Here is a 4,984-nt window from a genome sequence, read left to right on the forward strand (position 1 = left end):
GGCCAGGTGACGCTGCTCACGGACAATGGCCGGCTCGAAGTGGATGTCCAGAAAGACGGCAACCGCACCCGCTCCTCCACCCAGGGCAAGGGCAGCACCCTCAACCTGACCCTTCGCTGAGCACGAAAAAAACCGCCCGTGAGGGCGGTTTCGAAGACGGCGGTCGAACGTGTCGGGCGCTTAGTGGCCTTGGGCGACGACGTTGACGTTGTTGCTGCCGACGGTGGTGATGCTTGAGGTATGGCCACCGAGGAAGCTGCCGCTCTGAGTCACGGTGTGCTGGTTGCCGGCACCGCTGGTGTAGATGTAGGAGTCGTGGTTGAAGCCGGACTGGGTCACGTCAGCGGTGTTGTAGCTGCCGGTGGTCAGGATGGTGCTCTCGTGGTAGGTGCCGGTCTGGCTGACGTCGGCCATGTTGTTGTTGCCTTCCTGGTAGGCGTAGCTGTCGTTGCCCCAGCCGTTCTGAGCGATGGTCGCCTCGTTGGACGCACCGGTCGCTTCGACGACGGACTTGTTCAGCGTGCCTTCCTGGGTCACGGTAGCGCTGTTGCCGCGGCCTTCGAGGTAGGCGTAGCTGTCGTTCAGGCGACCGTTTTGCATCACGTCGGATTCGTTGTAGTCACCGATGTGGCTGTCGACGGACTTGTTGAAGCTGCCCATCTGCTCGACGGAGGCCACGTTGTTGCCGCCCTGCTGGTAGACGTCGGCGCTGTTGGCGCTGCCGTTCTGGTCGACGCCGGCAGTGTTGTCACGACCCACCTGGTAGATGACGGAGTGGTTCTTGGCACCCAGCTGGTCGACATTGGCGTCGTTGCCGTCACCTACCTGGTCGATTGCGGAGTTGTTCAGGCCAGGCAGGATCGTGGCAACACCTGCCACGTCGTCCTGGTTGACGTTGGTTGAGTTGTAGGTACCGGTCTGGTTGACGCGTGAGGTCTGGGTACCGTACTGAGTGACGTTGTTGGTGTTGCGCTGACCTTCCTGATAGATGGTCGAATCGCTTCCGCCGGTGTAGAACTGAGCAGAGGCAGCGGTGCTCATGGCGACGGCAATGGCGGCAGCGATAGTGGTGATCTGAGTTTTCATGCTGACTTCCCCTTCATGACGTTTGCTTTAGTTGTTACCGAGACACGCCCTCGTGCTCAGTAGGTTTCGACGGTGACTGGTCGCGCATTTCCCGAGAACGCCTGTTGTTCTACGCTGACGCTGCGGTAGCCACTCCCCGATTGTGAAATCGCGATATCGCTCTGGTTGCCGGACTGGGAGACGAAGGCTTCCAGCCCCTGGCGGCCATAGGCCTGATTGATCGTGGCGATGTGACGATCGCCGTTTTGCAGGATGACGCCGGCGTTGTTGCCGCCCAACTGCGTGATGAACGCGCTATTCGAGCTGCCGATCTGGCGAATGGCCGAGAAGTTGCCGCTCTGGTACTGGGCGGAGTAGGACTGAAAGACCGCCGTACGGTTGTTGTTGCCGTTTTGACGAATGATGCTGTAGTTGCCTGCCAGCGCCGCGTCGGCACTCTGCCGGTACTGCTCCACGCGGTTGTCCTGAGCGGCCTGGGTCGGCACCGAGGTCACCAGTGCCAGGGCAAGCGTGGCAAGCGAGAGGGCCAGCGGCGCCTTGAGCGCCCGCGCTTTACGTGAAGAAAACGCCTGGTCGAGTTTCATCGCTATACCCTTTGAAAAGTTTTGTATCAAAATGTATTCATGGGGATGAGTTTGGACGATTGGCTAAAATGCGCTATCGGAACTTTTCTTAGAGATTGGTTGAAATATTTAAATAAAAACTCACTCTAAAACATGAGTTTTCTAATACCTGGAAACTGCCCATGAAAAAGGCGATGCGGGCCGAGCCCGCATCGCCTTTTTGGCTTTTGATATCAATGATATGAAGATGAGTTTTCGCGCGTTATCGACCTAGAGCGCAGGCGTGGGAGCGTTGAGATAGTCGGCCAGCACGGTATTTTGCAGCGTATTGCCGCTGGCGAGGTTCCACAGGTTGTTCTCCACGCCGCGGGCGATCAGGTGAATGACCGCCGACTCCACCGCCGACATCACCGCCATCTGCACCGGCTCGTTGGTGGTGATCCCCGCTTCCGCCTCGAGCAGGCGGCGGAAATCGATGAACCGGTAGACGCCGGCGCGCAGCTCCTTCGAGTAGATGGTCTTCGTGGTGGTCACGTTGGCCAGTATCTCGCCGGTGGAGATCTCCACTGCGCGCAGGTTCACCGTCACCTGGTCGACCTGGTACTGCCCCGAGGCGCCGATGCCGAAGTACTCGGCCCCCGCCCCGCCGGTGCGCACGTTGGACTCGTAGGCGATGATGCCCCCCTCGAGCATCACCGAGGCCGCGCGCAGCGAGGGCAGCGTATCCGGCTGGCCGAAGCGCTCGAACTCGGCGCGAATGATGCGCCGCTCGGTCAGAAGGTTCTGAAGCCCCACCCGCTCGAGCGGAATGAACCAGCCGGAGTCCGCAAGCGCCCCGGTCAGCATCGCCGCTGCCCCTTGGGTCACCGCGGTGGAGAAGGTACTGGCCGGCGCCGGGCGGTACTGGCCGGTCTGGTCACGGAAGTCGTAGACCGAGACGAAGATCTTGCCCGCCGGCGGCGGTAGCGAGACCAGATCCTGATAGGTCGCGCCGCGCGGGGTCAGCGTGGCCTGGGCCCCTTCCAGGTTTTCCGAATTGGCGACCATGCCCGCACAGCCGCTCAGAAGCGTGACCAGCACGAGTGATGCGATGATTTTCATTGTGATCCCCTGACGACACGAAGTGTTATGGCGGCGTTTGCCGGTTGGATTTGGGTGTGCCGACGTCGTTGGCTACGGGTTGAAGAGCCCGCCGACGCTGATGTTGGTGACATCGCCGGTCAGCTTGTCGACCACGCGCACCACGAGCTGTCCGCCGTCGTCGCTGACCACCACGTTGAACTCGCCGCTGTCGAAGGAGCCCTGGTTGACGTTGCCCGCCCCGACATCCGAGATCAGCTGCGAGATGAGCCGGCTTTCCAGGTTCTGGACCAGGCGGTCGGTGGAGGAGAGCGACTGGACGCTGCGCGCGTTGGGATCGGTATTGGTGTCCTGGGCCTGTGCCTTGCCCAGCAGGTAGCTGCCCATGAACGGATCGCCGCCGAAGGAAGGGTTGAGCGGTCGGTAGACCAGCTCGCCCGCCGAGGCGCCGAGGGTGGTGGCCAGCGCGGCGGCGGCCAGGAGGTTGATGGCGATGCTACGTCGTGGATGGGTCATTACTGCAACTCCTCGCTTCCCAGGTCGATATCAGAGGAGAGCGCCGTGGCCAGCTGCTGCTGGAGAAGCGCTTCCTGGACGATTTGCACCGCTTCTTCCGCTACCTGGTCCGCCTGGCCGATGCGTGGAGAAAGCTGAGTGCGAAAGAACATCTGGTTGCCCTGCATGATCCAGAGCTGGCTGCCCCAGCGGGCGTCCGGGCGCTCCTGAATGGTGATGGTGGCGTTGTTGATCAGCGGGTTGTCCATGGCGCGCTGGCTGAAGGCGCGATAGAAGGACTTGCCCGCCATGGTGATGGTGCGATCGACCATGATGCCGGTCAGCTCGCTGCTGCCGTAGTTGCGCTCCTGTATCGCCTCGCCGTCGGGACCCGAAAGCCGGTTGATGGCATCCACTGCCTCCTGCTCGTTCTCCGGCAGGGTGTCGCTGGGCGATGCCGGCAGGTTGGGCGATACCGCGTCCTCGACCTGCTGGGCGAGGGTCGGGCATGCCAGCGCCAGAAGCAGGACGCCGACCGGTAGCAGGGTGCTCTTCGAGGCCATGGCCAGTCTCTCCTTCAAGGAATCAGCGGCTGCCACGCTGCAGACTGCGCGCGGTTTCGATATTGGGCAGAATGGGACCGAGATTCTGGTGGATCCAGTTCAGCGCCTGGATACGGTTGTGCACGTTGATCTTTCTGAAGATGTTGTAGAGGTGCGACTTGACCGTGTGCTCGCTGACGAAGAGCTTCTCGGCGATCTGCTGATTGGAGGAGCCCGCGCTCAACAGCGAGATGATCTCCATTTCCCGGTTGGTCAGCCCGCAGGCTGGGCGAAACGCGTTGCTCTGGTACTTGCGATAGAAAAGGATGAGCCGCGCCATCAAGTCCCGCGACATCCACAGCTCGTCGTCGAGCAGGGCATGGATCCCCTTGCAGATCACTTCGAGATTCTCGTTGCGGTAGAACACGCCCTTGAGCTGGGAGCAGGAGAGCGCTTCCAGGGCGTGGTCCATGTCACGAATGTTGAAGGCCGCCAGCGGAACGCGGGAGAGGGTATCCGAAAGCTTCTCCTGCCAGTCGGGAATGGCATCGACCGGAATGTGGTCGGCGTCCACCAGCAATAGCTGACGTGCATGCGTCGAGGGGGGAAGCGACGCGCCGGGAGCATGGAGATTGACGGCGTAGCCGGTCTGCTTGGTCAGGTACTCCGCGAACAGCTGCGATTGAGGGCTCTTCTCGGTGATGATGTACACCACGCTCGAGGTTTTTTCCTGCGTCATCGGGAAACCCTCCATGTGGAAATAAAGTGTGAGACGAGAATGAGTGGATTGTTACCCAGAATGTATTTTTAGTAAAGTTATGTTACTTTAAATATTCAAAAAGTAATTTGAATATTGATATTCATTTATCGAATATCACTAAAAGGCATGACGCCTATTCATACTTAGATAATAGCCGGTAATCGCCGTTGTACGCGCAGATTCTTTAGCTGACCTGCGGTTCAGCGTAAACTGGCGCCCTACCGATGGGAGAAGCGCCATGTCCGCTACCGATACGCTCGTCCTGGCCAGCGGCAACGCTGGCAAGCTCAAAGAATTCAAACAGTTGCTTGCCCCTCTGATGCTCGATGTCCGCCTGCAGTCGGAGTTCGGCGTGCACGATGTCGAGGAGACCGGGCTCACCTTCGTGGAGAACGCCCTGCTCAAGGCACGCGAAGCCAGCCGCGTCAGCGGCCTGCCGGCGCTGGCCGATGACTCCG

General features: G+C 60.4%; 7 protein-coding genes. 1 reads left to right on the forward strand and 6 read right to left on the reverse strand.

What is annotated here, in order from left to right; all coding sequences use genetic code 11:
• Window positions 1-180: 180 nt before the first annotated feature.
• The 6 genes from BIS11_RS10645 to BIS11_RS10670 all read right to left on the reverse strand — a co-directional run bounded on the left by BIS11_RS10645 (window position 181) and on the right by BIS11_RS10670 (window position 4,505).
• Window positions 181-1,086, reverse strand: coding sequence for a curlin subunit CsgB (locus tag BIS11_RS10645; RefSeq protein WP_253424775.1), 906 nt, complete (start codon window positions 1,084-1,086; stop codon window positions 181-183).
• Window positions 1,087-1,142: 56 nt separating this feature from the next.
• Complete coding sequence (locus BIS11_RS10650) at window positions 1,143-1,670, reverse strand: hypothetical protein (protein ID WP_253424778.1); 528 nt, start codon at window positions 1,668-1,670, stop codon at window positions 1,143-1,145.
• 249 nt (window positions 1,671-1,919) lie between these two features.
• Window positions 1,920-2,750, reverse strand: coding sequence for a CsgG/HfaB family protein (locus tag BIS11_RS10655; RefSeq protein ID WP_253424781.1), 831 nt, complete (start codon window positions 2,748-2,750; stop codon window positions 1,920-1,922).
• Between the two features lie 72 nt (window positions 2,751-2,822).
• Complete coding sequence (locus BIS11_RS10660) at window positions 2,823-3,245, reverse strand: curli assembly protein CsgF (protein WP_253424783.1); 423 nt, start codon at window positions 3,243-3,245, stop codon at window positions 2,823-2,825.
• Window positions 3,245-3,787, reverse strand: coding sequence for a curli production assembly/transport protein CsgE (locus BIS11_RS10665; RefSeq protein WP_253424785.1), 543 nt, complete (start codon window positions 3,785-3,787; stop codon window positions 3,245-3,247). Before BIS11_RS10665 ends, BIS11_RS10660 begins: the two co-directional genes overlap by 1 nt.
• 22 nt (window positions 3,788-3,809) lie before the next feature.
• Entirely contained in the window at window positions 3,810-4,505 is a 696-nt protein-coding gene (locus BIS11_RS10670; protein ID WP_253424788.1) for a LuxR C-terminal-related transcriptional regulator, read from the reverse strand.
• A gap of 259 nt (window positions 4,506-4,764) precedes the next feature.
• Between BIS11_RS10670 and BIS11_RS10675 the strand changes: the two genes are divergently transcribed.
• Window positions 4,765-4,984: non-canonical purine NTP pyrophosphatase (locus BIS11_RS10675; protein ID WP_301286445.1), on the forward strand; the 220-nt coding region annotated here is incomplete at its 3' end.

This window comes from Halomonas sp. 707D4 (genome assembly GCF_024158685.1).
Classification (GTDB): Bacteria; Pseudomonadota; Gammaproteobacteria; order Pseudomonadales; family Halomonadaceae; genus Vreelandella.

Coding starts and splice junctions, on each gene's coding strand:
- BIS11_RS10645 (WP_253424775.1), bottom strand. CDS start 1,086: ATGAAAACTCAGATCACCACTATCGCTGCCGCCATTGCCGTCGCCATG.
- BIS11_RS10650 (WP_253424778.1), bottom strand. CDS start 1,670: ATGAAACTCGACCAGGCGTTTTCTTCACGTAAAGCGCGGGCGCTCAAG.
- BIS11_RS10655 (WP_253424781.1), bottom strand. CDS start 2,750: ATGAAAATCATCGCATCACTCGTGCTGGTCACGCTTCTGAGCGGCTGT.
- BIS11_RS10660 (WP_253424783.1), bottom strand. CDS start 3,245: ATGACCCATCCACGACGTAGCATCGCCATCAACCTCCTGGCCGCCGCC.
- BIS11_RS10665 (WP_253424785.1), bottom strand. CDS start 3,787: ATGGCCTCGAAGAGCACCCTGCTACCGGTCGGCGTCCTGCTTCTGGCG.
- BIS11_RS10670 (WP_253424788.1), bottom strand. CDS start 4,505: ATGACGCAGGAAAAAACCTCGAGCGTGGTGTACATCATCACCGAGAAG.